The sequence below is a fragment of the Streptomyces sp. NPDC002742 genome (assembly GCF_042888885.1).
GTDB lineage: Bacteria > Actinomycetota > Actinomycetes > Streptomycetales > Streptomycetaceae > Streptomyces.
Map to the genome: position 1 here is coordinate 1 of NZ_JBIAQF010000047.1, position 25,108 is coordinate 25,108.

The following is a 25,108-nucleotide window of genomic DNA, read 5'->3' on the forward strand; positions in this document are numbered from 1 at the left end:
ACGCTGTGCAGGGCGTCGAAGGTGACCACGGTGCCGGCCAGATCGAGTGGTTCCAGCAGCGGGCGGAAGGCGGCTGTCTCGTTGGTCTTGGCCCCCACCTCCCGCTGGGCCAGGGTGACGGTGGGGGCGTGGGTGACGGCAGACAGCAAGTGCCGGTGCTGTTGCCACGTCAACTCCCGCTGGGCGCGGACGATCTACGCGATCCCGGAACTTGCAACCGCCCTGGCTTCGCCGAGGCCGCGCCGCCGCAGTCCGGCCGCGGGTGGTGGCGCTCCACCGGCTACGAAGGGAAGTGGGCCACCGGGCCGTGGCGACGAGACGACGAGACGACGAGACGACGAGACGACGAACTCTCCCTGGGCTGCGAGGCAATCGCAATGGCCGCGGCCCTCGGTGAGTGACTGTGACCGCTCACAAGGCACCGGCCGTGCCCCTTGATCCACATTCGTCATACGTCCCGCTGTGCGCACATTCTCCGGCGGTGTCCGCCACGAACCGGCGACGGACATAAGAAAACGAAAGCTCAGCGGCCTGCAAAAGGCCGGAAAAGATCGACCGGAATCGTAGCCGACAGCAGGATTCTAGATCGCGTTACGTGTCATGTCTCCGTCGATTCACGCGTAGCCGTCACCGTCCAGACGGAGAGTCACCCCCACGATGGAGGAACCTTGACCGGTTCGATGAGCCGCCTTAGATTTCCCCTCCGCCCGCTCGCGGCAGTGCGTACCGGGCTGCTCGGCACGCTGAGTCTGCTTCTGGCCTTCGGTGCCGCCGGAGCCGGAGGCACCACCGCCTCCGCCGCCGCCGACGACACGAACTCGCTGCAATTCTCCGGCACCACCACCTCCGGAATTCACAACACCTACGAACCCGGTGCGTTCACGTACCTCGCGCAGGGCCTCGACACCGGTACCTCGATGATCGAGCTGGACGTCTGGGACGACTTCTTCACCCAGGAGTGGAAGGTCAGCCACGACAGTCTGACCAGCAACGGCAACAACTGCGTCAATGCCTCCTCGGCCGCCGACCTGTACACCGGCAGCGCCAACAAGAACCTGGAGAGCTGCCTGGACGACGTCCGGGTGTGGCTCGGCGCGCACCCCGGACACGGGCCGCTGATCATCAAGCTGGAGATGAAGTCCGGCTTCCAGGCCAACCTCGGAATGAGCCCGGCCAAGCTGGACCAGTCGATCACCGCGCACCTGGGCAGCCTGGTCTACAAGCCGGACGACCTGCTGAACAAGCCAGGCGGTGGCAAGTACGCCACCCTGGACGACGCGGCCAAGGCCGGCAACTGGCCGACGCGGGGCCAGTTGGCTGGCAAGGTGCTGCTGGAGATCATCCCCGGCACGGTCGAGGAGAACAATCCGACCGACACCCTCTGGACGGACAGGGAGTACGCGACCTACTTGCGCAACCTGCACACTGCGGGCACCACGGCGCAGGCGAACATCTTCCCCTCCGTGCACAACGCCGCGTCCGGCGACCCGCGCACCCGTTACTCCGACACGACGCTGCGGCCGTGGTTCGTGGCGTTCGACGGTGACGCGGCCTCATACATCAACAGTGGCATCGACACGAGTTGGTACGACATCAACCACTACCTGCTGTTCATGACGGACTCGCAGAACGTGTCGCCTGCTCTGGACGACGTCAACCCGTCGTCGCCGGACGCGTCGGCACGGGTCACGCTGCTGGCCAAGGCGCACGCCACGGTCGCGTCGAACGACTGGCGGGGCCTGCCGGAGGTACAGTCGCTGGTCCTGCCACGCGGCTGAACGACGGCTGATCCACGCTTCTGCTGCCGAATCGCTCCACCGCTCGACCCCGCCGGGTGCCTCGGTCGGTCGGACACTCCGATCGGGGCACCCGGCACCCGGCATCGGGCGTGACGGGTGGGGCAGCCGAAGCCGGCTGCTCACCAGACTGACCGACTCGTACTCCATGACCTGGCCCGTTCGCGTCAGTTGAGCCGGGGTCGGCTCCGCCCCGTGCCCGCGGGTGCGGGGCCGAGCCGACCCTGAGGACCGGTCATTTGCGCCAGAACAGGTGGTGTGTCACACCGCTCGGGCTGGGCACGACCTCCAGGTGGAACCGGTCGAGCAGTTCATCGGGGGACTCCCACAGTCGTACTCCGGATCCGAGCTTCACCGGCGAGACCGCCACGTGCATGGTGTCGACGAGGTCGGCGTCCAGGAACTCCCGGATGGTGGTGGCTCCGCCGCCGAGTCGTACGTCCTTGCCCTGTGCCGCCTCCCGGGCCTGCTCAAGGACCGTGGCAGGGTCGCCCTCGACGAAGTGGAACGTGGTGTCGGACAGCGTGATCGAAGGGCGCCCGTGGTGGGTCAGGACGAACACCGGAGTACGGAAGGGTGGCTCATCCCCCCACCAGCCCTGCCACTCGTGGTCCTGCCAGGGCCCGCGCTGGGGCCCGAACTTGTTGCGGCCCATGATCTCGGCGCCGATGTTGTGGGCGAAGTCCCGCGTGAGGTAGTCATCCAGACCCCGGCTCCCCCCGCCATCGGCGCGCATCGGCCAGCTCGCCGTGGCTCCGGCCCAGGAGAACAGCCTCCCGGGATCGACATGGCCGAACGGCCTCTCGAGGGTCTGGTCCTCGCCGGCAGCGATCCCGTCACTCGAGACTGTGAAGTTCTGAACCCTGAGCAGCTGAACCACGTGATCCTCCTGTGACGGCGTCAATGACAGTAAGACCTGCCGGGCCGGAAAAACTCATCGCCGCGCCCGTGAACGGTCCATCAACAAGTCGAGCAGCTCTACGACGTCGAGCTTTCCAGCACAATTGCTCGGGCGGCAGCCGCACCCGCGTCCCACGGCATCACGAAACTCACCAGCATCACCCTCCGGCCCCACCTAGACTCCCTCAATGGACAACATGCGGTGCACTCAATGCGGTCAAGTCGGGCTTGAGCAGGGCTTTGTCAGTGACACCGGTCAAGGCGCCCGCGGGTACGCGCGATGGTTCGGAAGCCTACTTGAACGGGGCATAATGGGCATGGCCAAGACGCGTGGCCTGCCACAGTGGCAGATCGATGCCTTTCGTTGCCCGAACTGCGCGCACCTGGAACTGTTCGCCGTCGAGCGATTGAACCTTCGTGGGTAACCTTGCATGACGGTTCGTGATCTTCGATCAGGTGGTGCGGCCGGCCTCCGTGTCATCGCTCGCTGCTCGGAGCTCGGAGGATCGTCGGTCGTCGCCTCTACGCCGGCCGCAGGCGGACCGGGAGCCGGCCCTCGCCGTGCTCACCACGCGCGCCCACCCTCCCGGCCGCCCGGCCGCCCAGCGGCGTGAACGGGCCCTTATCCGCAACGAGAAGGACATGCGCGGGGGCGGCCACCAACTGTCGGCGACCGCGTGGCCGCTCTTCACGGAGAGCCCTGTTCCTGGGGCCGCCAGACATAGCGGACGTCCGGCTCACGCTCCTCATTGCGCAGGCCGTCGGTACGCTCAACCGCGACGAAGCCGTGCCGCTCGTAGAACCGTTGCGCGGGTCCGTTGACCTGGAACGTCCACAGCCCCAGTCCATCCGGTCGCTGCTGCTTGGCCAAATCCACGAACCGGTCGCCAACACCCCTGCCACGCCACGACGGATCAAGGTAGAGCTGTTCCAGTTCCTCGCCGTCGAGTACCAGGAGCCCGACCACCGAGCCCTCGGCGACCGCGACCCAGGTCTCGTACCTCGGCACGACCACGCAAGAGAACCAGTCCCGCACCTCGTCGTCGCCGTGCGCACGGCGCACGGTCGGCAGCGCGGTGGTGAAGGAACGCAGCCACACGTCGGCCATATCGGCCGCGTCAGAGTCATTCCCACGACGAAACACAAACTCAGCACTGTTCACAGCGCGCGACTATCGCAGATGAGTGATCCCGACGCATCCGGCTTTCCTCCGGAAGGCACCGCAGACGACACCGGCGGCCCCGTCTCTCGCTCCGCCTGGTGCGCCTGGTGACGGTCAGGTCTCTCTTCCCTGAACCGGTCACCCCGATCATTGCGCCCGGGCCAGGGAAGGCAGTTACGGGCGGGGTTACCCGTCGTCGACCGGTATGTGCCGGACACCTTCGGTGGAGGAGTCGTCTGCCTGAGGCACGCACTGCCGACCTTGCGCTCCCGTCATCGGGCGAGGACGTCCTGCGTGAGGTAGAGCGGCATCGAGTCCTCCCACCGGCTGTCGGTCAGCATCCTGTTGTCGGAACCATCCGCCTTCATGCTGAAGATCTGGCCGTAGGGCTGGAAGGTGTCGTCGTAGAGTGCGGCTTCCTCGCGGAAGCCGTACATGCCGCTGTTGTACAGAATGCGGCCGTCGTAGTTCCAGACCGCGTGACCTTCGTTCGCGCCACTGCTGGTGAGGATCTTCAGGTCGCTTCCGTCAGGTTTGATGGTGCACACGTCGAAGTTGGTCGGGCTCGTCTTCCGGGTGAAGAGGATGAGCTTGCCGTCGCAGGACCAGTCGGGCAGGTTGTCGGACTCGGTCGTGAGGACGGTCGTCGCGCCGGTCTTGAGGTCGAGGATGCGCAGCCCCTTCTCCGCGCCCCATACGCGGTAGACGATCCGGTTGCCGTCCTCCGAGTAGCTCGGGAAGCCGGCGTTTGTCGAACCGTCCGTGAGCACCTGGTGCGAGGAGCCGTCGCTGGGCACCCTCACCAGTACGGCAGTGCTTGTCGCGCGCGCCTGGAACCAGCCGCCCAGGCCGAAGGCGATCCATTTGCCGTCGTGCGACCAGGTGGGCCGGAACGCGCCGGCCAGCCCGTGGGCGACCATCACCTGGTCTAGGCCCGAGGTGGCGGTGTCGAAGACGACCTTCTGGTCCGACCCGTCCGGGCGCATGGTGACGATGGAGGAGTTGCCGAGCTGCTTGTCGGTGATCGCGAGGCGCCCGTCCTTGGACAGAGCGGGGAACACGTCGCAGAAGCGGTAGTCCCAGTCCGGGTCCCAGCTGTAGAGCGGTTCGTCGAGCGTGCGCGTCGTATAGCCGAGCTTCTCGTAGATCACCGACGTTCCGTCAGGCGACCAGACCGGCGAACGCAGTGCCCGCTTGACCGACGGCCGCGTACCCCCGACGTAGGCCAGGCCCTCGTCCGCTCCGCCCTTGACGAGATAGCCGATCTCGGTGGCGCTGACGTACTGGGGCCCGACCTTCAGGTTGGGTCCGGAGGTGTGTTCGACGCGTGCCCCGGTCGCGACATCGACCGAGACGATCTGGGATTCGACGGTCCCGATGGCCTCCGGGCGGTGTGCGCCCCAGGTTCCCTCGACGGTGATCTCGTAGAAGACGATCCGGGACCCGTCGGGCGACCACTTCGGTGAACCGAGGCAGTATCCGTCCCGGGTCGCGACCTGGCGGAATCCGGTGCCGTCCGGTCGGATGATGTAGACGCTCAGCGCCTGCGTGTGCTCCCAGCCGGTGCCGTTGCCGTGGCCCCGCCATGTCGTGTTGCGGTCGCTGGAGAAGGCGATCCACTGGCTGTCGGGCGACCAGGAGGGGCGGAAGTGGCCGTCAGGGCTTGCGGGATCGCCGGCGAGAGCCGCGGCGCCGGTCAGGTTGGTCCGCTTTTTCGTGCTCAGGTCGAGCAGCCAGATGTGTGTCCTGTGGTCCCCGCTCGTGGACACGTAGGCCACCTTTGTGCCGTCCGGAGACGGAACGGCCCAGTCGTTCATGGCCGAGTTGACCACCAGTTGCTGGACACCCGATCCGTTGGCCTTGGCCCGGTAGAGACAAGAGTTGCCGTCGCCGGTGCGCTCGGACGTGAAGAACACCGATGCGCCGTCGGCGGAGAAGGAAGCGTGGTGATCGAACGCCGCGCTCTGCAGCAGCTCGCGTTCGTTCGAACCGTCGGCGTTCGCGATGCACAGGGTTGCCGAGGACGGACCGATTCGGTTCATCAGCACCACGCCCTTCTTGCCGGAGGCGGCCGCCGCCACGGCGAAGGGTTTGGGCAGCAGTGCGACGCCGGCAACGGCCGCGCTGGCCGTGAGGAACGCTCGACGCTTCATGTCGGGTGACATCGCTGTCCGGGTCCTTTCGTTGTCGGGGGACGCGCAACCGCGCGGGAGATTCACCGCGCACGACGTGTTCGCCGGCTCCGCGGGATGGCCATGTCAGCTGCGACGCAGCTCGGGTCCCGGGTGCCGCTCGGTTCGTGGGTCACATACGCCCGCCGCATGGATTGTCGAACAAGTTGGGCGTGAACGTAACACCGAAGAAATCGGATCTCAAGAGATCCTGCAAAAACACAGGGCTCGAAGCGCCTGACCCGCCGAGGTGGACTTTGAATTGTCCGACAACACGGCCCGGTCATCGCAGGTACTCGTTGCTCCAGTCCTCTGGGGTGAGCTCGGCGCCCTCGGGGAGGGCGCCGAGCTCGCTCACGAAATCAAGGGTCTTCTTCCACACCCCTGGTTCCATGTCTGCGAACCACGGCCACTCGACCTCCTTGATGCCGGCCTGCACCACCGAGTCAGGAACACCGGGTAATGCCGTCTTCGCCACCGACACGACGGACGGCTCATTGACGTGCTCGTACAGGTAGGACGTCCCCTCACGCACAGCTGCCATGAACTTCCTGACTTCGGCGGCGTGTTGACGGGTGTAACTCTTGCGGGTCACCACGATCTGTCCGTAGCCGGCATAGCTGCTGCCCCACTCGTTCACCGTGTGGGAGTTGGCCACCACGACACCGTCTCCGGACTCCTGGATCTGCAGCGGGAGCGGTTCCGAGGTGAGAAACCAGTCGATCCGGCCGGCGCCCAGCGCGGCCTTGTCCACGCCGGGGTTCGGAAGCGACACCCACGTGACCTCGTCGGTCCCGACATTGCCGTCCTTCAGGAACATCTCCGACTCGGCCCTTGTGTTGGCCGAGCTGAAGCCGCCGGTTGAACCGGCCAGCGCCCTGGCGACGTCGCCCGAAGGGGACTTGGCTGTCAGCCCGTGCCGGCGTGCGAACTCCTTGCTCACGACGAGACCGAGCGGGTTGCCCAGCCCGTCCACTCCGACCGCGGTCTCCGGGAGACCCCTCGCCAGGGCGCCCAGGAAACCGGTGGGGCTGGAGTTGAGGAACTGCAGGGAACCCGATTCGAGGGATGACGTACCCGTGGTCGCTGTCACGGTCACGAAGTTGACCTTCAGCCCGTGCTTGCGGAAGTAGCCCCGGGCGTCCGCCACTCTGAGAGGGACGTCGAATACGTTGCCCGCGACACCGACGGTGACCGTGTCCGTCGCGTCCGAGCCCGCGGTATCCGAGTCCGCGCATGCGGTGAGCAGGGCGGAGGTGAGCGCCATGGTCGTCGCGAGGGTGACCGCTCGCCTGCCGGCGACCGCCGATGGCGGTCCGCCCACAGGAACCGGGAGGTGCTTGTGGCGAAGCCTCATGATTTTCTCCTGTCGCCATGTCCTGAAGGTGATCCAGTACGGGAACCGCGCGACGCAGCGCGAACCGATGAGGGAGGAGTGGCGGAGAGAGGGGCCTCGGCCACGCAGCAGGTGTGCGTGTGGGGGCGTGCGCTGCAGTCAAGGTCCGGGGCGGAAGGCGTAGCTGCGCTCATCCGCCGGCGCGTGCGCATGGGCCCGCACAGCGCGGGCCGGGGAGAGCTGGGCCGGCCCCAGGTGCAGCACGGTGGCACCGGATTGCACCTGGCAGCGGCTTCTGCCGTCAAGAACGTCCGGTACGGGGTGTGCCGGTCGACGTACGGAAGGCGATGCAGTCCGGGTAGGGCACGGCCACGGAGGCGCCCGTGTCCGTGAGTTGCCCGGACGAGCGGTCGACGTGGAAGAGGTTCACCGTGCCGCTCGCCTCGTTGGCGACGAACAGCCATCGGCCGCTGGGGTGGAGGGAGAAGCTCCACGGTGTGATGCCGCCGCAGGCGACGCGCTGGGCTTCTGCGAGCAGCCCGGTCCTGGGGTTCACGGAGAAGACGACCAGGGTGTTGTCGCCGCGGTTGGAGGTGTAGACGTGGCGGCCGGTGCGGCTGATCGCCAGTTCGGCGGCGCTCGTGGTTCCGGTGTGGCCCGGCGCGTTCGTCGAAAGGGTCTGACGTGGTGTCAGCACCCCACGTCGCTCGTCCCACTGCAGGACCTGGATGTCTGCGGTCAGTTCGTTGAGCAGGTAGAGCATCGGTTCGTTCGGATGGAAGGCCAGGCGCCGCGGGCCCGATCCTGGTGGCGTCGCATAGGAGCGGGGGCCATTGGATGTGTCGGCGGACATCTGGTGCGTGACGCGGTCGTAGTCGTGGACGAACACCCGGTCGGCGCCGAAGTCGGCGACCAGGGCGAACCGGCGGCTCGGGTCGACGACCACGTGGTGGGGGTGCGGGCCCAGTTGCCGGGGGCTGGGGCCTGAACCGGTGTCCTGCACGCGGGACGCCACGGCGCCGAGGCTGCCGTCCTCGCCGATGCTTACGGTCGCTGCGGATCCGGCTGCGAAGTCGGCGACCAGGAGGGCGCCCGCGTCGGCGGTCAGTCCGATGTACGACAGCCCGCCGCTGCCGGCCGGCACGGTCTCCGTCTCGATCTCGCCGAGCTGCTGGAGGGCTCCTGAGGTGTCGTCGATCCGGAAGGAGCGGATGTGGCCGCCCTGCTCGGCACCGGCGACGTAGAGGACTGGTCGGGTGGGGTGCGCCGCGACCCAGTTCGAGCTGACCTGGGCCATGGAGCCGAGGGGGGTCATGGTCCCGCGATGGGGATCGAATCGCACCGCGTGCACCTGGTTCTGTCCCCAGGTGCCGATGTAGAGCAGGTCACCGGGCCGGCGCGGAGCAGCTCCGGCCGGAACGGCGGAGAGCAGTGGTGCGGCGGTCGCGGCCGACGCCGTGAGGGCCGCCAGCACGGTTCTTCGGGAAGGTCGCCGGGGTGCTCGCACGTTCGGGGGATCGTACGGTGGCGGGTGGGGGGTATCGCTCATGTCGGGGACGCCTCTCTGTTTCGTTGGTGTGGGCGGCCTTCAGCCCTTGGGCTGCGGGCGTCGGCGGGGCGCGAGGCCAAGGCGCTTGAGGGCGTACGTGTCGAGTGCGCTCAGTACGCCGTTGAGAGCGAGCGTCAGGGCGACAAGGACGATGAGGCCGGCGAATTCGGCCGCGGCGTCGAGGTTCTGGGCCACGGTGAACAGTTCGTGGCCGACGCCTTCGGAGGAGGCGATGAACTCGCCGCCGATGACGCCGAGGATGGCGAGCGGGCCGCCGGTCTTGAGTGCGGCGAAGAACGGGGCGGCGAGGGTCGGGATCGTCACGTAGCCCAGAACGTGGTGCTTGCGTCCGCCCATCACCTGGACGACTTCCACGAGTTCGCGTTCCCTCAGCCGCAGGCCGAGGTAGACGTTGTAGAAGACGACGAAGGCGACGCCGGTCATGGCGATGGTGATCTTCGACCAAGGGCCGATGCCGAAGAACAGGAGGAACAGGGGGGCCAGTGCGATCTTGGGAATGCCGTTGAGGGCGGCGACGAGCGGTTCGAGCACCCTTCCCAGAAGGGGGAAGGAGCCCAGCACCAGGCCCATCACCGTTCCCGCGACGACGCCGAGGCCGAAGCCGGCCAGCACTTCGACAGTGGTCACCTTGATGTCGGTCCATCCCGTGGACGAGCCCAGCATCGTGATGAGTGCGTCGTAGACGTCGGTGGGCTTGCTGACGGCGTATTCGGGTACGACCGAGCCACTCATCGCCTGCCACAGGACGAGCGCGACGATGATCACCAATATGCGCAGCGTGATGACGCCGAGGGTGTTGTTCCAGCCGGCGTGTGCCTTCCTGGCGGGCCGGTCGTCGGTCTCGGGGTCGGGCTTGGTCACGGCTTTGCCGGTGGCGGTTGCCATGGTCTGCTCCCTTCCGGTCGGGCTCGGCCGGGTCACGGCAGGTAGGTGTTGGTCCAGTCGGCGGAGGACAGGCTCGCGTCCGGGACGGCGCCGATACCGTCCTTCACGAAGGTGAGGGTCTTCTTCCACCCGGCCTCGTCCTGCTTGGCGCTCTTCGGCCACTCGACCTGCTTGACTGCGGCGCTCAGCACGTCGTCGGGCACACCCGGCAGGGTCTTGCGTGAGGCGGCCAGCACGTTCTTGTCGTCGGCGGGGTGCGAGCCGAGGTAGGCGGTGGCCTGCTGAACGGCGGTGGCGAAGCCCTTCACCGTGGCGCTGCTGGTCTTGGCGTAGTCCTTCTTCACCACCACGACCTGGCCGTATCCGGCCTCGTCGTAGGACCATTCCGGAACCTTGGTCGGGTCGGCCACCACGACCCCGTCACCGTCGTGCTGGACCTGCAGCGGGATGGGCTCGGAGGTGATGAACCAGTCCACCTCGCCCTTGGTGAGTGCGGCCTTGTCGGCGGCCGGGCTCGGCAGCGAGACCCACTTCAGCTTGCTCGGGTCGACACCGTGGGCGTTGAGGAAGATGCCGGCCTCGGCCTTGGTGTTGGCGGAGCTGACGCCCGCTGTCGAGTCGGCGAGGGCCTTGGCCACCTGACCGGCCGGGCTGGCGGCGGTCAGGTTGTGCTTGTCGGCGAACGCGGTGCTGACGACCACACCGAGCGGGTTGCCCCCGCCGTTCGTGGCGACCGACAGCTCCGGCAGGCCCTTGCTGAGGCCGCCCAGGAAGCTGGTGGGGCTGGAGTTGAGGAACTGCACCGAACCCGACTGGAGGGCCGCGGTGCCCGTGGCGGCGGTCAGCGTCACATACTTGATCTTGATGTTCTGCCTGTCGAAGTATCCGCTCTCGTCCGCCAGGCGGATGGACAGGTCGAAGACGTTTCCGCTCACACCGACCGAGACGGTCGTCTTGCCGTCGGAGCCGACCGACGACGAACCGTCGTTGCCACAGGCGGTCAGGAGCGCAGCGCTGGATATCACGGAGACGAGCAGTGCGAGGGGCATGCGGTTCGTGCGGCTCGTGCGGTGGTTCATGGGAACTCCTTTGTTCACCAAGCTTGTTGAGCAGAAAAGAACCGGATCCAGAAATCGGTGCGGGCTGGATCGGATACGGGGATGGCCCGGAAGTGCGCGCCGATCTCCATGACGGTGGCGGCGTCCGGTGAGAAGACGGGCCAAGGGGGAAGGCCGCGACCGTTGGGGTCGCCGGTGGAGACGAAGTTGGTCCAGTAGCCCATGAGAGTGCGGGCGATCTCGTGGTCCTCCTCGGTCCACGCCCCGGTACCACCCTTGGGGTTGTGGAAGATGTAGTCGATCTCCGAACCGTGCCCCGCCCGCCTCGGACCGTGGTCCGGGGCCGGGCCGCGGTGGGTCCAGAAGTAGGAGCGCACCTGGCCCGTGGCGTGCCGGGTCCAGTCGGCGCCCCACAAGGAGGTTGAGACGCGGGAGTTGTCACGTGCCGCCCGGCTGCTCGCGAGGGCCGCCTCGTCGTCCGTGCCGGCCGGGTACAGCCGTAGGAACTCCTCGGTGAACGGCCCGAACTTCCGCCGGGCCGAGGTGACATGTTGCTCAAGAGTCACGTTGACCGGCGGTGAGCCCGGCCTGAGAGTTCGACGCCCGCCGCGCAGGGCGGCGACCAGGCCCGGTGGGACCGCGCCGCTCTCGTCGAGGTTGTTCCCGGTGAGGTAGTCGACGTTGTTCTGCAGGCCTTTCGCGTACGTCTCGTCGTAGCCGGCGGGGAGTGCCCAGCCGTCCACGACGGGACGGAACACGGGTGGACCCGCCGGGCCACCGGTGTCGACGGCGGTGTCGACGGGGTGGTGGCCGTCGATCAGCTTGCGCCAGTGCAGGGCGCGCAGGGCGCGGGCCGTGCTCGCGCCGTGTGTTCGTGCGTAGCGGTCACCGGCGCTCTCGGCGTCGGCCGGCAGCCGGTAGGAGGTGGACAGGTAGCGGAGTTCGGGATCGCGTGCGTAGCGGGCGTGGCTCTGGGCGACCGCACGGTGGAACAGGCCTTTGGCGAGCGGTGACATGGTCAGGAAATTGACCATGCCGGCCCCTGCGGACTGGCCGGCGACGGTGACCCGGCCGGGGTCGCCGCCGAAGTGCGCGATGTTGTCTCTCACCCAGCGCAGGGCGGCGACACAGTCGAGGAGCCCGTAGTTGCCGGAAGAGCCGTGTTCGGACTCCTCGCTCAGTTCTGGTGTGGCGAGGAAGCCGAGGGCGCCGAGGCGGTAGTTGAAGGTGAGCACGACGAGGCCGTTGCGCGCAAGCTTCTCGCCGTCGTAGCGAGGATGGGCTCCGGTGCCCTCGCGGAATCCACCCCCGTAGATCCACACAAGGACGGGGCGGAGTTCTTGAGTGGAGGGCGCGCCCGTCCAGATGTTGAGGTTGAGGCAGTCCTCGCTCATGGGCAGGTCGAGGCCGGTCGCGGCGGCGTCGGTGGGCGCCTGCGGGCACATGGGTCCGAATCGGCCGGCACGCCGGACGCCTTCCCAGCGCGGAGGCGGCTGAGGGGGCCGCCACCGCAGATCGCCGACCGGTGGGGCGGCGTAGGGGATGCCTCGAAAGACGGTGACGGAGCGGTCCCGGCACGGTATGCCCTCCACGGGCCCCGCTTCGGTGTCCACCGTGTGGCGCATGCGGTTCTTTCCGCCCCGGTGAGCCCTCAGGTGACCGGGGGCAACGGGGACTTGTCCAACAGCAACGCCCTGCGGGCGGAGCCGACGTGATGGCGCATCGCCGCGACGGCCGCGTCGGGATTGCGTGTGACGATGGCGAGGAAGATGGCCTGGTGCTCTTCGATCGACCCGGTTCTCGGGTGCTGTACGGAGAGATTGCGGTACTGACGCATCACCAGGGGGTAGAGCAGGGTGTCGTAGGCGCGGGCCAGGGTCGTCTGATGCGCGGCCAGCTTGATCTGCTGATGGAAGCTGCGGTTCCCGCGCGAGTAGGCGTCCTGGTCTCCGCGGGACCGCGCCTCCTCCATGTCCCGGAGCGTGCGGCGCATGTCCTCGATCTCCTCGGCCGTGGCACGCTCCGCCGCCTTGCCGGCGAGTGCTGACTCCAGCGTCTCGCGGGCCTCCAGGATGTCCGCCGCTTCTTCCGGGGAGAAGCTTCGGGTGCGCACCCCGCGATTGACCTCGCTGCTGACGTAGCCCTCCTGCGTGAGCCGCACCAGCGCGGAGCGCATGGTGCTCCGCGAGACGTTGAACATCCGGGTCAGGTCCGCCTCGGTCAGCCGCGTACCGGGTTCGATGCTCCCGGACAGCAGCAGGGAGCGAAGGCCTTCGTACGCCTGGCTGTAGCGGGTGCCCGCCGCCTTCGTCCCGGACTCGGCATCGATGCTGTCGCTGTCCACCATGGCCGCCTTTGCGCTCTGTGAGGATGAGGTCCGAGGCGGGAACCCTAACCGACGACATCTGCCATCAGCTCCCGTGTCCGCCCAGGGACGGGTACAGGCGCCGGGCCGTTCCGGCGAAGATCTCCTGCCGGTCCCGCTCCGGCAGCCCCTGGAGGACGTCCTGGGCGAGGGTGAGGAGTTCCGGCAGCGACTGCTCGGCCGCCGGGCAGTTCGACCCCCAGGCGATCCGCTCGGCGCCGAAGGCCCCGACGACCGGTCCGAGGAAGTCTCCGGCCCGCTCTCCGGCGTCCCGCAGCCGCTCCAGGTTCCGGTGGGTGAGTTTGAGGTGGAGGCCCGGGTGGACGGCCAGTGCCGCGACCTCGGCGCCGGCGCCGGCGGGCGAGGCGGCGATGCCGGGGTAGCCGATGTGGTCGAGGAGCACCTTCACACCGGGGAACCGCTCCAGGAGCTCCACCAGTTGTCCGGTGGCCGGTCCCAGGCGCATCTGGAGACACACCGGCAGATCCAGTTCTGCGGCCTGCTCCCAGAAGGGGAACGTCTCCGGGGCGACGAACCACTCCCCCTGCGTGGGTACGGTGCTGCCGCTGGTGAACAGCCGGACACCTGCCAGACCGCCGTCGCCGACCGCCGCCTTGAGGTTCGCGGCTGCGTCCGGCCGCAGCGGGTCGACCGTGCCGACGGCGATGAAGCGCCCGGGCCGGAGCCGGCTGCTGTCGATGACGTACGAGTTGTCGTAGCCGTAGTTCGTGGTGGCCTGGACCAGGACGGCCTGGTCGATGCCCGTCTCGACCATGCGGCTGATCATGCCCTCGGCGGTCACGGGGCGGGTCGCGGCCCACTCGGACTGCTTCCCGCCGATCGGCGCCTTGGGGTAACCGGTCAGGTCTTCGGAGATGATGTGGCAGTGTGCGTCGACGACGTCCACGTGTGGTGCTCCCTTGTCCTTGGTGGGTTCCGCGCGGGCCGGCTCAGGCGTCGGGGTAGTCGCCCTCGGCGAACAGCGAGCGCGGGTCGGTGGGGAAGTCCGCGTCGAGCAGGCCCTGGTCCTTCGCGAACCGCACCATGGCGTTCAGGCTGGGCTCGTTGGCCGTGATGCCGTAGGGGACGGGGTCGGCGCCGATCGCGCGCCCCTGACGGGCCAGCCTGGGTACGGCCGCCCACTCGGGCCGGTCGGTGAGGTGCAGCTGCTTGCTCACCGTGAATGCCGCGTACAGCTTCGACGGCAGGCCGGGGTCACGCTCCACGAGTTCGGAGCGCACCGAGATCAGCGAGTGCAGGGGGTAGACGCCGGTCCGCAGGTAGTGGTCGACGGCGAGCGTGCCGGCCTCGGGGAAGAGCGGGTACGGGGTGTCGTCGTCGCCGGGCTCCGGTTCGGCCGCCGCCGTCCAGCCGGCCTTGGGTGCGCCGGCCCGTCCCGTTCCGGCGTTGCCGGTCAGCGCGGCGTCGATCTCTCCGGCGCTCAGCAGCTCTCCCAGCGAGCGGCCGTCCGTGACCCGCTCGACGTTGGAGGGGACGCGGCCCTCGATGTGGTCGTCGTCGTCCACCACCCAGGTGATCTTGTCGATGTCCACGCCGTACTCGTCCCGCAGCACGCCGCGCACCCATACTCCGGTGCTCACCGAGTAGGCGCGCACGCCGACCCTGCGTCCCTCCAGGTCCCGCGGCACGCGGATGCCGGAGTGCGTGGCGCACTGCACGTCGCCGTGGTGGAAGCGCCGGTTGAGGAACACCGGGACAGCGGTGAGTTCGATGCCCTGCTGGCGCGCCATCAGGTAGGACACCGGGGCCAGTTCGCACACGTCGAACTCCAGGTCCCGGATCATCCGCCGGTAGGCGCCGATGACCGGTCTGACCTCCACCGGCTCGATCCGGTATCCGTCTGTTTCGGCGTCGCCGTCCAGCAGTGGCCGCGCGTGCGGGAAGTCCCCGAGAACTACCGTGAGCTTGTCCATACCTGTCCTCTGCCTTTTCTGGTTCTGGTCCGGCTGCCCGTGCCGCGGCTGTCAGCCGCCGAGGCGGGCCGGCGGTACGCCGAGCGCCGTGCAGGTCCGCTCGACGAGGTCGTCGTAGTCCACCGCGTGCGGGATCACGTCCTGCTCCAGCGCGTAGGCGGCGGCCTTGGTGAACGCGCCGCGCAGGCCTTCGAAGCCCACCGGGTGCAGGGCGACGTCTTTGCCCTCCTCCTTGGCGGTGAGCACCGACCGCATGGCGTCGTACGCGGCGAGGACGGCGGCGGGGTGCTCCGCGGCGGCTGCCTCCGACACCCCGACGACGTGGTTGACCGGGATGAACCCCTGGTCCTTCGACCACTGTTCGGCGGCCTCGTGGGCCCGGTCGACGGCGGTGCGGATGCGGTCGTCGGAAGGCAGTTCGTTGCCCATGATCCCGAAGTCGATCCGGCCCTCGATGAAGTCCGCCGGCAGCCTGCTCCCCCGCGCCGCCCGCTTCACCCAGGACGGGTCCTCGGCGCCGTCGACATGGTGGCCCTCGTACGTCGTCCAGTCCGCCTTGCGCAGGTCGATGCCGTACTGCTCGGTGAGGAAGCCGCGCATCCACACGCCGGTGGTCTGGCTCCAGGCGCGGACTCCGACGCTGTGCCCCTCCACGTCGGCGACCGACAGGCGGCCGAGGGTCACCAGGGTCTGGTGCTGGTGGCGTCCCAGGGTCGTGACGGGCAGCAGCAGCACCGGCTTGCCGTACGCGAGGGCCTGCAGAACGGTCACGATCGCCAGTTCGCACAGTTCCGTGTCCGACTCGTTCACGAAGCCGCGGGAAGCTCTGTGCACGGGCTTGATGTCGACGCGTTCCGGCTCCGAACCCGCTTCGCGGGCCGCCGACAGCGCGGCTGCCGCGAGGTCGTCACGGCCGAGCACCAACTTCATTCTTCTCTCCTCATCGCCTGACGGAACGGGGTCCTGAAGGTCTGTGGGTCAGTGCGCGCTGTGCGGCGACCTGTGGTGCCGCTCGCGGTGCCGACGCAGGAGGTCGACGCCGAAGTCGTTGCCGTTGGGGGTGCGGACGATGGTGTGGATGTGCCGGCGCGAGGGGTGGTCGTTGTCGAAGAACACGCCGGCCATGTGCTCGAACTCGACGAGGATCACCGGGCTGTGGAAGCGGTAGTAGAAGGTGCCGTCGGGGTCTCCGGCCCAGCCGAAGCGGGTGTCTCCTTCGTGGGCCAGGACCTCCTCCATGCGGGCCCGGGCGTGGGGGTCGCCGGCCCGGTTCACGTACAGGCCAAGGAGCTGGAGCGCGGTGTCCCGTTGGCCGGGCGACATCTCGGCGAGCCGCAGCCCCTCGTAGTCGAGTTCCCAGTTGTCCCGGAAGGCTCCGACGAGAAGTTCCCGCGGCATGGTGTCCGCGATGACGGCCTGCCGGCGCTGTCGGCCGTCGAGCTGGGTGAACAGTTCGTGGCCGAGTGCCTCCTCGCCCCGGAAGGCCACCGTCCCGGCGTACTTCCCGGATCCGGCGATCACCGGTTCGGCGCCGAGGAAGGAGGGGGTGAGGACCATCTGGTCCCCGACGAACACGCAGTTGATGTTGACGTGGTGCCCGTCGAGCTGCCAGCCCCACGGGCCGCCGTTCTCCGGCTCGCCGTAGAGGGAGAACCAGTACAGCCACTCGTTGAGTCCGTGCGTGTTCTCGCTCAGCTCGCCGATGGTGAGGTTGAGGCGCATCAGGTCGACCATCTGGCGGTAGCCGTGCGCGCTGAGGCTTTCCCGGATGACGGCCAGGGCCCGCTCGCGCCCCGCGTCGTCGAAGTCCTCCAGCAGCAGGCCGTGGCGCAGGAAGTACCGGGCGCCGTTGTTCCAGTGGCGCCAGCTCACGTCGTCCATCGGGAACCGGCCCTCGGCGAGCTGCTCACGCGTCAGTCCCGCCAGGTAGTCCTCGGCCGCCCGGTACACCTTGCCGACGTCCGCGCCCGTGTCGCGCAGGGGGAACAGCCCCTGCTGGATGCCGTCCGACGTGGCGACCCCCCGGAAGGGTTCGTTCGCCGCTTCGACCCGCCAGGCGACCTTTTCGAGCAGGTCGGGTGTCCAGATCTCCGGCTCGCGGGTGGGCGGGTTGCCCCGCTTGCGCAGCCCTACCGGCTCTCCCATGCGCTGCTCCTCCTCTCGGTGTTCGTTCGTGGGTGTACCGCCGGGCGGCGCACCCTTGCCGACCGTCTGCTCACTTGTCGAGGAAGGCCGTCTGCTTCTCGGTCTCCGCGACATCGACCGGCTTGGTGATGAGGCTCTGCTCGACGGCGTACCGTCCGGCGATCTCCAGGCAGGCGGTCAGTGACGTGCTCCACCCGGCGGCGACGGCGCGCCCGGCGGGTGAGTCGTCCCGCTCGCCGGCGGTGTCGGCGAGCGTCTGCTTCAGGGCGCGGTAGAAGGCGAGTACGGCGTCCGGACGGGTCCGCAGGACGTCGTCGCGTACCACCAGCAGGTGGTTCGCCGGGATCGTCGCGTGCCGTTCGGTCCATGCCAGCCCGGCGCTCTCGGCGTCCGCCACGAGCGGGACCATTCCGGCGCCCTGTCCGCCGATCGCCTTCGGGCCGAGCACCGCCGCGCTGACGTCGTGGGAGTGCAGCAGATCCGCGACCCGCTCGGCCCTTGACCGCTCGACGCAGGGGGGATTGACGTATTGGGCGACGTGGACGTCTTCCGTGGTCACCCAGGTGACGTCGCCGGACTTGACTCCGTACTCCTCCCGCAGCCAGCCGCGCACCCACAGGCCGGTGGTCTGGCCGTAGGAGCGGACGCCCACGCGCCGGCCGGCGAGGTCCTCGGGGCCTGTCTGCGGGGCCTCGGGCAGCCGGGTCAGTGAACGGTGGTGCGTGCTCCCTACCAGCACCGCGGGCAGCAGGGTCACCGGGATGCCGGCGTCCTTGGCCTGGAGGTAGGTGGCCATCGGCATCTCGCAGATGTCGTAGGCCAGTTCGCGGACCATCCGGGCGAAGGCCGGGGGCAGCGGGGCGGACTCCGGGTAGCGGCAGTCCGCCCCGTCCACGGGGACGGTCCCGTCCTTCAGGGGCCGGGTGTGCGGGTAGTCGCCCAGCAGTACGGTCAGCGGTGCCGTGTGGTGCGCCCGGTTCATGCCGCTCACACGTCCTCGCCGTACTGGATACGGCGGTAGGGGGTGCTCAGCACCTCGCGGGTGATGCGGACGTCGATCACGGTGGGCCGGGGGTCGCGCAGGTACTCCGCCAGTGCGTCGCGCAGCTCCTGCGCGGTGCGGACGGTGGCTCCGCCGCCGCCGAGTGCCTGGGCGACCGTGCCCAGTTCGGGCGTGGAGATGGTCGCCAGCTCCGGGTCGAGCCCCTTCGCCTTCGCCTTGTGGTACTCCGCACCGAGGCCCTGGTCGTTCATCACGACGACGAGCAGCGGGATGTCGTACCGGCATGCCGTCTCGAACTCGGACAGGTGCATGACGAAGCTCGCGTCGCCCTCCACCACGAAGCCGGGCTTGTTGCCCCGCGCGACCATCTGGCCCATGGCGATCAGCGGAGCCTGGCCGATGGCGCCGAACATGCCGTAGTTGGAGAGCACGTCGCGGGAGCGCTGGAAGAGCATGGTGCCGAAGTCGGTCTGGTGTCCGCTGCCCAGCACCAGCCCTATCTCGCCCGGGAGTTCGTGGTCGAGGATCCAGATCGCCTCGCGCGGGTCGAGCCGGCCGGGCTCGCGGACGTACTCGGCAGGCTGCTGGACCCGGGCGGTCAGATGCTGCAGGACCTGGTCGGTGTGGAAGCCCTCCAGCCGGACGGACCGCTCCCGGAGCACCCGGGTCAGTTCGGTCAGGGCGGTGACCGCGTCGGCCTGCAGGTAGCAGTCCGCCGTCCTGCCGTTGCCCATCACCAGGTGGGGGGCGGTGTCGATCTGGACGTACTTGGCCTCGGGATAGAGGTAGCCGCTCTCGATGGTGTAGTGGTTCAGGCTGGCACCCACCGCGATCACGCAGTCGGCTTCCTGGAGCAGTTCCATCGACACCTTGTCGCCGAACAGACCCGACAGGCCGACGTGGAAGTCGGTGCGGTCGCACAGCCAGTTCTTGGCCTGCAGGGTGGTGGCCAGCAGTGCGCCGGTCCGCTCCTGGAGCGCGAGGATCTGCTCGCCCGACTCCGCCTTGCGCGCGCCCCGCCCCGCGATGATCACCACGCGCTTGGCGTCCTGGATCAGGTCGCAGGCCGCCTGGACCCGGGCCGGGTCCGGCAGCGGCCGGGACCGGTCGATCAGGGCGGTGGACGGTACGTAGTCCTCGTCGTAGTCGTCCATGTCGGCGACCTGGACGTCGAAGGGCGCGCTGATCATGACGGGCCTGGACCTGGTCCGCGCCAGGTAGAAGGCGTTTCGCACGGCCTCCTGCGCGTTTTCCGGCCGGGTGACCTGGATGAACTCGCACTCGATCGCGGCGGCGAAGCGCCGCTGGTCGAGGTACTGGGTGGCGCCCTCGTCGCCCAGCGGGGTCTCCCCGCAGAAGGCGACCAGGGGGGTGCCCGCCCGGCTCGCGCAGAGCATCGAGGTGGCCAGCTGCGAGACGCCGGGGCCGCTGGTCGTCGTGACGACACCCGGCCGTCCCGAGCCGCGGGCCCAGCCGTCCGCCATGCCGAGGCCGGAGCCCTCGTGCCGCACCTCGTACAACCGCACCCCGCGGTCGGCGAGCGCGGCCATCCAGTGCATGTTGGCGTCGCCCATCATGCCGAAGACATCGCTGGTGCCTTCCTTGACGAACGCCTCGGCGAGTGCTTCGTAGACCTTCACCTGTGGGACTCCTTCACGTTCGCCGCGGCCGTCGCCCGCGCTTTCAGGACGCCGTCGAGCCGTGCGAAGACCCGCAGCGCGTTGCCTCCGTAGACCGCCCGCCGGTCGGTGTCGCTCAGGCTGTCGATGGAGTCGAGGGTGTGTTTGGTGTCGTCGAACCGCCGCCCGGTCTCCGGGTCCACGCTGCGGACCGCGCCGATCATCTCCGAGGCGAACAGGACGTTCTCGGCGGGGATGATGTCCAGCAGCAGTTCCATGCCCCGCTTGTGGTACACGCAGGTGTCGAAATAGACGTTGGGCAGGATCGACTCCTCCAGCGGCGGCCGACCGCGGTCCTGCATCATTCCGCGGTAGCGGCCCCAGTGGTACGGGACGGCGCCGCCGCCGTGCGGCAGGATCAGCTTCAGCGTCGGGAAGTCCTTGAACAGGTCCGACTCGCACAACTGCATGAACGCCGCGGTGTCGCCGGCGAGGTAGTGGGCGCAGGTGCCCTGCACCGCGGGGTTCCTCGACATCGCGACGTGGATCATCGCGGGGACGTCGAGTTCGACCATCTTCTCGTAGAGCGGGTAGTAGACCCGGTCCGTCAGCGGCGGCGCCTGGTAGTAGCCGTCCGACGGGTCCGGGTTGAGCAGACAGCCGACGAAGCCCAACTCCTCCACGCAGCGCTCCAGTTCAGTGACGGAGTTGCGTACCGAGGCGGCCAGTGCGTCGCCCGGGGACTGCGGGAGCTGGCATACGCCCACGAACCGCCCGGGGAAGAGGCCGCACACCCGGGCGATCAGGTCGTTGCTGACCCGGGACCAGTCGAGGCTGGTCCGCTCGTCGCCGTAGTGGTGGGCCATCTTGCCCGCGCCCGGTGAGAAGACCGTCAGGTCGGTGCCGCGCTCGATCTGCAGCTTCAGCTGCCCGTTCTCGATGGCGGCGCGGATCTCGTCGTCGCTGATGCGCAGTTCGTCGGGCGAGACCCGGGTGCCGGATTCCTCGAACGCCCTGATCTGCTTCTCTCGCCACTTCCCCAGCGCGGGGGGCGCCGTGGTGAAGTGGCCATGACTGTCGATGATCATGAATTACTCCGAGACTTGCGATGCGGGGTGACGTGGTGCGCGGCCCGGACGGATGCGCCCGTCAGCCGCGGCAGGTCAACTGCGGCCGGTCAGCTCACGGGCCTTGTGCAGGCCGGGGTAGGTGCGCACCGGCGCCGACATCAGGAACCGGTAGCCGTCGTCGAGCACCTGCTTGACGTTGTCGGCGGTGACGTGCGGGTGGCCCACGGCGACCCCGCGTTCACCGCAGATGTCGAGGACCTGCCGCTTGCACTCCAGGACGCGCGGGTGTTCGTACTGGCGGGGCAAGCCCAGTTCCTGGCTCATGTCGCCCTCGCCGATCAGGATCAGTCCGATGCCCGGGACCTGGTCGAGGATGTCCGGCAGGTTCCTGATCCCGAGCTGGTCCTCGATCATGAGGCCGACCAGGATCTCCCCGTCCGGGGCGAGCGGCCACACGTCGGCCCTGGCGTAGTACTCGATGTTCGAGATGCCCCAGTAGCGTGTCGCCGCGTGCGGGCCGTCCCCGCGCAGTCCGGCCGGCTCGTAGCGGGGTGCGTCGGGAAGCCGCGGGTAGCGGCAGGCGGCGACGGCGTTACGGGCCTCCTCCACCGTGGAGATGTGCGGCCAGATGATGCCGAACGCGCCGAGGTCCAGTGCCTGCTTCGCATGCCACTGCGCCCTCTCCGCACCGTTGGCGGGGATGCGCACCATCGGGGTGACGTCCGGCGCGAGGCTGTTCGCCTCGTAGACCCTTCGCCTGCTCAGCAAGTACTGGAAGCTGTCCTTCAGCGCGTTGATGTCCCAGGGCTTGTGCTCCATCTCGAACACCACGGCGTCGTAGTCCGAGTTGCTCAGCTCGATCGCGGACGTCGGGTCGGCCGCGGAGAAGGTCGCGAAGACGTGCTCCCCCGCGTCGAGGGCGCCGATCACCTTGTTGAGCCTGGACGTTGTCATCGCCGACCTCCCCGGCCGAGTGCTTCACCGGACCGGTTCTGCGAACGCTGCGCCTCCTGGGCCGCATACCTCCCACGCCTGGACCGTCGCCCTTCCCACCAAGCGCGCAGGCGGGCGAACAGGCCGGTCGGCCGGGGCATGTGCGCACCGTCGGATGCCGTTGCGAGCGGCTCCACAGAGGCCGGGGCGCACTTCTGGACAAGCTGGTCGGCGAACTCCTTCGTCATTCCGGAGACCACCATCCCGGCGCCCGACTCGATCAACTTGGCGAGCTTTCCGCTGAGTTTGATCTCCCCGTCGCAGAAGACACGTGCCGTACCGGGGGCGTCCCCCTCGACGACCCGGAAAATAGCCCCGGCGCTGAAGCGGGTGGCACCCTGCCCGTCCGCACCGCGCGCCGTGAGCCTGCCCTCCCGCGCGGTCTCGTCCAGGTCCAGGGAGACGCGGGCGGCGAACTTGACCCGCAGACCGCCGAACCTGATGGCCAGGGTCCCGTCGAAGGACCCGTCTTCGTGCGACGGCCCGAGTTCGGCACCGCCGATGCAGGACACGACGGCCGAGGGATCGGAAATGATCTCCCAGACACGTTCGGGCGGACTCGGTACAGCGATCTCTTCGGTGATCGATATCAAAGCTGTGAACCTCACTCGGCGGCAGGCGCGATGTCGGACGGAGAAGAGGGCGTGACGGCGCAACCGGCATGGTGGCTTGGGGCGCGGAGCTCCGGGCGTCGGATCGGGGTCCGCCGGCTGCCGGCTCCTGCTGGGGGCGTGCCCGCGTTACACGGCGGCCTTCCGCTCTGCGGCGAACAATCCCCAGAGGTCGTTGTAGAGCTCCGCGAATTCCGGCGACTCGACAAGTGAGCCGATCTGTCGCGGGCGTTCGAAGGGGACCTGGATGACACGGCGGATGGTGCCGGGGCCCTTCGACATCACCACGACCTCGTCGGCCAGGTAGATGGCCTCGTTGAGGTCGTGCGTGACGAAGACCAGAGTCCCGTTCTGCTCCCGCCAGATGTTGAGCAGTTCCTGCTGGAGCTCAAGCCGGGTGATGGCGTCGAGCGGCCCGAACGGCTCGTCCATCAACACGATGGAGGGGTTGTAGATCAGGGCCCGCGCTATCGCGCAGCGCTTCTGCATACCGCCCGACAGCTCCCGGGGGAAGTGACGTTCGAAGCCGGTGAGGCCAACGAGCTCGACCCAGTGGGCGATGCGCTCATCGCGTTCCTCCTTGGGAACCCTGCGGAACTTCAACGCCAGGCCGATGTTGGCCTGGACATTCAGCCAGGGCAGCAGGTGGGACTGCTGAGTCACGTACGCCGCATCGGAGTTGACGCCGGTGACCGGTTCGCCGGCATAGTGGACCTGCCCCCGCGTGGGAGTGAGCAGTCCGGCGGCCAGGTTGAGGATGGTGCTCTTCCCGCATCCGCTGGGCCCGATCACGGCCACGACCCTGCCGCGATCGACTTTGAACGACACGTCCTCGATCGCCGGTCGGTGAGTGCCGGGGAACTCCAGCGTGACGCGCTCAAGACGGAGAGCCTCCGGGTGGGAACTGCGCTGCGTGGTCGACATATCTGTCTCCTCGGCCTCCTCCTCGCGAGCGATGAAGCGGGGCCGTGCGCTCGTGCCTGTGGCGGCGATTCGTGGGTGGCGGTGGTGCTGTGTCAGTGGTGCGCCTGATACACGCGAACGGGCATGGAGGTCGGCTTGGTTCTCCTGCTGATCAGCTATCAGCGACACCTCGCACCGCGGATTGTCTGACAACCGATGGAGGGAAGCTAACACCACCACCCAGGCGGCACAAGAAGCGTGCAGGAAGAAGCTGACATCGCCGAGTTACTCGACGGAGAACTGTCCGACAAAGACTATTGACCAACCATCAGGCAGTGGTGCTACGGATCGATCACGCAGGGTGCCGAGGCGCAAGGAGGGGCACCGCCACCGGTCAGCGGGAACCGGACACTTGGCCAACCGGTATCGAGATCCCGATGCCCGACCGGGCGAACCAGCCGGCCGGCAGCGCGCCACGAGTCACCACGACGCACCACCCCTCCCGGCATTCGGCTCGCATATCGCCCTGCCGGGGCTCGGCAGTTCCGCTTGTCACTCCGTCCGGCTTGTGCACGGCGAAGCGTCCCGCCCGGTGGGCGGACGGTCCAAGTGGGCGGACGGTGCAAGTGGGCAGACGGTGCAAGTGGGCAGACGGTCCAACCCCCTGCGCCCGGCTCCGGGCGCACCATGTCCGAAGTGGTCCCACGTGCGCACAGAACCGGGCCCACCGCACTCACAACGAACGGGAGTTCCCGAATGCCGGAGCTCTCAGCCTGGCTCGGGTCTGGGTACGGACCTCCCACACCTCACCCCCGCCCACCGCGCCCCTCCACGGCCTTTGCGGGGCGCTGATGGTCGGGGTCGGTTGCTGTGGTTGCTGTACTTCTCTGCGATACAGCAACCGCCTGGGCCTTGCTCATCCATGTAGCGGCAAGCTCGCTTCGTCGTCGCTCATCGCGGTGTAGACGGTGAGGCAGGATGCGACGACATCGACCTCCGAAGGCCCTGCGATCCGGAGCCGCACCAACTCGGGGAGATCGGCGGAGCGGTCGATGAGACCGATGGCATCGTCGGGCCATGGGTGCGGCAGCCGCGGGAGGTACTCCACCAAGACCTCGTCGATGAAGGAGCCCTGGACCGCGATCGAATCTCCTGTCTCGGCGTGGTGCAGATAGGTAAGCGAGATCACGACGTCTGGCTTGTGCGGACCCTCCCTGAGGAAGACATCTCGCCTGCGCCACGGCAAGCGACATGACCGTCTCGGCCGATCCGCCCCCTCCGTCTCCCTGGATAGGCTCACGGCATGTCACAGACACTTCCAGCTCTGGTCACCGAGGCAGCGGCACTGTCCGTTGCCGGAGCGGGGCTCCGCCAGTACGAGATGGGCACGGCAGTGATCGGGGCGGGGGCGGACGCGACCGTGGTCATCGTTGAGTCCGGGGACAACCCGCGGGTCAGCGGCGTCCAGGACTCCAGCAAGGTGCTCCTGTGCGGGGACCCAATTCCCGATCTCCGCTCACGGTTCGGCTTCGAGGGCGCTCTCGGACGCGGGGGATCGCTGGGGTCGCGGTACCTGACTGCTGTACC

21 protein-coding genes are annotated in these 25,108 nt (G+C 68.4%); 1 reads left to right on the plus strand and 20 read right to left on the minus strand.

The window, feature by feature from the left end; all coding sequences use genetic code 11:
- Positions 1 to 680 precede the first annotated feature (680 nt).
- The gene (locus ACFYW8_RS42685; RefSeq protein ID WP_389092633.1) at positions 681 to 1,778 is read left to right on the plus strand and encodes a phosphatidylinositol-specific phospholipase C domain-containing protein; all 1,098 of its coding nucleotides are present in this window, start codon (positions 681 to 683) and stop codon (positions 1,776 to 1,778) included.
- Positions 1,779 to 2,031: 253 nt separating this feature from the next.
- Here the strand turns inward: ACFYW8_RS42685 and ACFYW8_RS42690 are convergent, their stop codons facing one another.
- The 20 genes from ACFYW8_RS42690 to ACFYW8_RS42785 form a co-directional block, all read right to left on the minus strand.
- A complete protein-coding gene (locus tag ACFYW8_RS42690; protein ID WP_365882393.1) occupies positions 2,032 to 2,676 on the minus strand; it encodes a dihydrofolate reductase family protein in 645 nt (214 codons plus the stop codon).
- Between the two features lie 708 nt (positions 2,677 to 3,384).
- A complete protein-coding gene (locus ACFYW8_RS42695; protein WP_389092775.1) occupies positions 3,385 to 3,804 on the minus strand; it encodes a GNAT family N-acetyltransferase in 420 nt (139 codons plus the stop codon).
- A gap of 326 nt (positions 3,805 to 4,130) precedes the next feature.
- The gene (locus ACFYW8_RS42700; RefSeq protein WP_389092638.1) at positions 4,131 to 6,023 is read right to left on the minus strand and encodes a TolB family protein; all 1,893 of its coding nucleotides are present in this window, start codon (positions 6,021 to 6,023) and stop codon (positions 4,131 to 4,133) included.
- A 289-nt stretch (positions 6,024 to 6,312) separates the two neighbouring features.
- Positions 6,313 to 7,386, minus strand: coding sequence for an ABC transporter substrate-binding protein (locus tag ACFYW8_RS42705; protein ID WP_389092643.1), 1,074 nt, complete (start codon positions 7,384 to 7,386; stop codon positions 6,313 to 6,315).
- A 280-nt stretch (positions 7,387 to 7,666) separates the two neighbouring features.
- The gene (locus tag ACFYW8_RS42710; protein WP_389092648.1) at positions 7,667 to 8,839 is read right to left on the minus strand and encodes a lactonase family protein; all 1,173 of its coding nucleotides are present in this window, start codon (positions 8,837 to 8,839) and stop codon (positions 7,667 to 7,669) included.
- Positions 8,840 to 8,953: 114 nt separating this feature from the next.
- On the minus strand, positions 8,954 to 9,820 hold the full coding sequence (locus ACFYW8_RS42715) for an ABC transporter permease (RefSeq protein ID WP_389092651.1): 867 nt from the start codon (positions 9,818 to 9,820) through the stop codon (positions 8,954 to 8,956).
- 32 nt (positions 9,821 to 9,852) lie between these two features.
- The gene (locus ACFYW8_RS42720) at positions 9,853 to 10,899 is read right to left on the minus strand and encodes an ABC transporter substrate-binding protein (RefSeq protein WP_389092656.1); all 1,047 of its coding nucleotides are present in this window, start codon (positions 10,897 to 10,899) and stop codon (positions 9,853 to 9,855) included.
- 14 nt (positions 10,900 to 10,913) lie between these two features.
- Positions 10,914 to 12,503 carry a carboxylesterase/lipase family protein gene (locus ACFYW8_RS42725; protein WP_389092661.1) on the minus strand — a complete coding sequence of 530 codons (1,590 nt, stop codon included), beginning with the start codon at positions 12,501 to 12,503 and terminating at the stop codon, positions 10,914 to 10,916.
- Positions 12,504 to 12,529: 26 nt separating this feature from the next.
- On the minus strand, positions 12,530 to 13,222 hold the full coding sequence (locus tag ACFYW8_RS42730; protein ID WP_389092666.1) for a GntR family transcriptional regulator: 693 nt from the start codon (positions 13,220 to 13,222) through the stop codon (positions 12,530 to 12,532).
- Positions 13,223 to 13,289: 67 nt separating this feature from the next.
- The gene (locus ACFYW8_RS42735) at positions 13,290 to 14,150 is read right to left on the minus strand and encodes an amidohydrolase family protein (protein WP_389092669.1); all 861 of its coding nucleotides are present in this window, start codon (positions 14,148 to 14,150) and stop codon (positions 13,290 to 13,292) included.
- Positions 14,151 to 14,193: 43 nt separating this feature from the next.
- Complete coding sequence (locus ACFYW8_RS42740) at positions 14,194 to 15,177, minus strand: ABC transporter substrate-binding protein (protein ID WP_389092673.1); 984 nt, start codon at positions 15,175 to 15,177, stop codon at positions 14,194 to 14,196.
- Between the two features lie 51 nt (positions 15,178 to 15,228).
- Positions 15,229 to 16,107 carry a hypothetical protein gene (locus tag ACFYW8_RS42745; RefSeq protein ID WP_389092678.1) on the minus strand — a complete coding sequence of 293 codons (879 nt, stop codon included), beginning with the start codon at positions 16,105 to 16,107 and terminating at the stop codon, positions 15,229 to 15,231.
- Positions 16,108 to 16,155: 48 nt separating this feature from the next.
- Positions 16,156 to 17,322 (minus strand): DUF3500 domain-containing protein, encoded by a 1,167-nt coding sequence (locus ACFYW8_RS42750; protein ID WP_389092682.1) that lies wholly within the window; start codon positions 17,320 to 17,322, stop codon positions 16,156 to 16,158.
- Between the two features lie 70 nt (positions 17,323 to 17,392).
- Entirely contained in the window at positions 17,393 to 18,304 is a 912-nt protein-coding gene (locus ACFYW8_RS42755) for an ABC transporter substrate-binding protein (RefSeq protein WP_389092685.1), read from the minus strand.
- A 5-nt stretch (positions 18,305 to 18,309) separates the two neighbouring features.
- Positions 18,310 to 19,965, minus strand: a complete 1,656-nt coding sequence (locus ACFYW8_RS42760; protein ID WP_389092688.1) for a thiamine pyrophosphate-binding protein — start codon at positions 19,963 to 19,965, stop codon at positions 18,310 to 18,312.
- Positions 19,962 to 21,032: an amidohydrolase family protein gene (locus ACFYW8_RS42765; RefSeq protein WP_389092692.1), complete on the minus strand. Its 1,071-nt coding sequence runs from the start codon at positions 21,030 to 21,032 to the stop codon at positions 19,962 to 19,964. The genes ACFYW8_RS42760 and ACFYW8_RS42765 overlap by 4 nt, the downstream gene beginning before the upstream one ends.
- Before the next feature lie 75 nt (positions 21,033 to 21,107).
- On the minus strand, positions 21,108 to 21,968 hold the full coding sequence (locus ACFYW8_RS42770) for an HpcH/HpaI aldolase/citrate lyase family protein (RefSeq protein WP_389092696.1): 861 nt from the start codon (positions 21,966 to 21,968) through the stop codon (positions 21,108 to 21,110).
- On the minus strand, positions 21,965 to 22,600 hold the full coding sequence (locus ACFYW8_RS42775; RefSeq protein WP_389092701.1) for an SRPBCC domain-containing protein: 636 nt from the start codon (positions 22,598 to 22,600) through the stop codon (positions 21,965 to 21,967). The genes ACFYW8_RS42770 and ACFYW8_RS42775 overlap by 4 nt, the downstream gene beginning before the upstream one ends.
- Before the next feature lie 147 nt (positions 22,601 to 22,747).
- A complete protein-coding gene (locus ACFYW8_RS42780; protein ID WP_389092706.1) occupies positions 22,748 to 23,542 on the minus strand; it encodes an ABC transporter ATP-binding protein in 795 nt (264 codons plus the stop codon).
- Positions 23,543 to 24,437: 895 nt separating this feature from the next.
- Complete coding sequence (locus ACFYW8_RS42785) at positions 24,438 to 24,710, minus strand: hypothetical protein (protein WP_389092709.1); 273 nt, start codon at positions 24,708 to 24,710, stop codon at positions 24,438 to 24,440.
- Between the last annotated feature and the right edge of the window lie 398 nt (positions 24,711 to 25,108).

Excerpts from the sequence above, each read along its gene's own strand:
- ACFYW8_RS42705 (WP_389092643.1), bottom strand. The coding sequence starts at position 7,386 with ATGAGGCTTCGCCACAAGCACCTCCCGGTTCCTGTGGGCGGACCGCCA.
- ACFYW8_RS42755 (WP_389092685.1), bottom strand. The coding sequence starts at position 18,304 with ATGAACCGGGCGCACCACACGGCACCGCTGACCGTACTGCTGGGCGAC.
- ACFYW8_RS42720 (WP_389092656.1), bottom strand. The coding sequence starts at position 10,899 with ATGAACCACCGCACGAGCCGCACGAACCGCATGCCCCTCGCACTGCTC.
- ACFYW8_RS42685 (WP_389092633.1), top strand. The coding sequence starts at position 681 with ATGAGCCGCCTTAGATTTCCCCTCCGCCCGCTCGCGGCAGTGCGTACC.
- ACFYW8_RS42745 (WP_389092678.1), bottom strand. The coding sequence starts at position 16,107 with ATGAAGTTGGTGCTCGGCCGTGACGACCTCGCGGCAGCCGCGCTGTCG.
- ACFYW8_RS42780 (WP_389092706.1), bottom strand. The coding sequence starts at position 23,542 with ATGTCGACCACGCAGCGCAGTTCCCACCCGGAGGCTCTCCGTCTTGAG.
- ACFYW8_RS42695 (WP_389092775.1), bottom strand. The coding sequence starts at position 3,804 with ATGGCCGACGTGTGGCTGCGTTCCTTCACCACCGCGCTGCCGACCGTG.
- ACFYW8_RS42770 (WP_389092696.1), bottom strand. The coding sequence starts at position 21,968 with ATGACAACGTCCAGGCTCAACAAGGTGATCGGCGCCCTCGACGCGGGG.
- ACFYW8_RS42765 (WP_389092692.1), bottom strand. The coding sequence starts at position 21,032 with ATGATCATCGACAGTCATGGCCACTTCACCACGGCGCCCCCCGCGCTG.
- ACFYW8_RS42750 (WP_389092682.1), bottom strand. The coding sequence starts at position 17,322 with ATGGGAGAGCCGGTAGGGCTGCGCAAGCGGGGCAACCCGCCCACCCGC.
- ACFYW8_RS42700 (WP_389092638.1), bottom strand. The coding sequence starts at position 6,023 with ATGTCACCCGACATGAAGCGTCGAGCGTTCCTCACGGCCAGCGCGGCC.
- ACFYW8_RS42725 (WP_389092661.1), bottom strand. The coding sequence starts at position 12,503 with ATGCGCCACACGGTGGACACCGAAGCGGGGCCCGTGGAGGGCATACCG.
- ACFYW8_RS42715 (WP_389092651.1), bottom strand. The coding sequence starts at position 9,820 with ATGGCAACCGCCACCGGCAAAGCCGTGACCAAGCCCGACCCCGAGACC.
- ACFYW8_RS42740 (WP_389092673.1), bottom strand. The coding sequence starts at position 15,177 with ATGGACAAGCTCACGGTAGTTCTCGGGGACTTCCCGCACGCGCGGCCA.